Origin of the sequence: Acetobacter tropicalis, assembly GCF_001580915.1 — a bacterium.
Taxonomy (GTDB): domain Bacteria; phylum Pseudomonadota; class Alphaproteobacteria; order Acetobacterales; family Acetobacteraceae; genus Acetobacter; species Acetobacter tropicalis.
The window spans coordinates 1-522 of the sequence record NZ_LHZQ01000004.1 but is presented as its reverse complement, the minus strand read 5'-3'; the positions used below and the strand labels follow the sequence as shown (position 1 = coordinate 522).

1 protein-coding gene is annotated in these 522 nt (G+C 53.8%); it reads right to left on the bottom strand.

The window, feature by feature from the left end; genetic code table 11:
* Positions 1-189: 189 nt before the first annotated feature.
* Positions 190-522 (bottom strand): transposase (locus AD944_RS00025; protein WP_211263306.1); only part of this gene is annotated, 333 nt, incomplete at its 5' end.

Here is a 522-nt window from a genome sequence, read left to right as displayed (position 1 = left end):
TTCGACGCCCATTTCTCACAGATCATGTAATTTTAGGACATTTTATGGTTTTATGGACTTCTTGAGTGTCTGATCTTGCATAACGATGATCTTGTGCCTCTGGCGGCGTATTCTGGACATAGCTGGGGTGTCACCACCTGAGAAGGCCGTGTTGGTGGAAGCTATGTGGCCTGTGCGCTGTCTGTTTCGTCAGGACGCCTGGCAAAGCCTTCGCAATCGTGCATGAGCAAGAGCGAATTCATGCTGACAGGGGAACATGTCCGGCATGGACAGGACAATCCGACGGACGCTGACCTTTACGATTGTCGCGATTTTGAGCAGTCGTGCGCGGATTGTGCCACAGGTTGCCTTCTCCAGACTGGTTTGCCCAAGGGCCATTCTCTGCAGAGCGGTGAGCAGGACATAGGCAGCAGCAGAGAACCACAGCCGGAGCTGGTTGGCCCGGATGGTGTGGGACGATGTTCTATCGGAGAACAGATCCAGCTGGCATTCCTTGATGCGGTTTTCCATATCCCCGCGTGC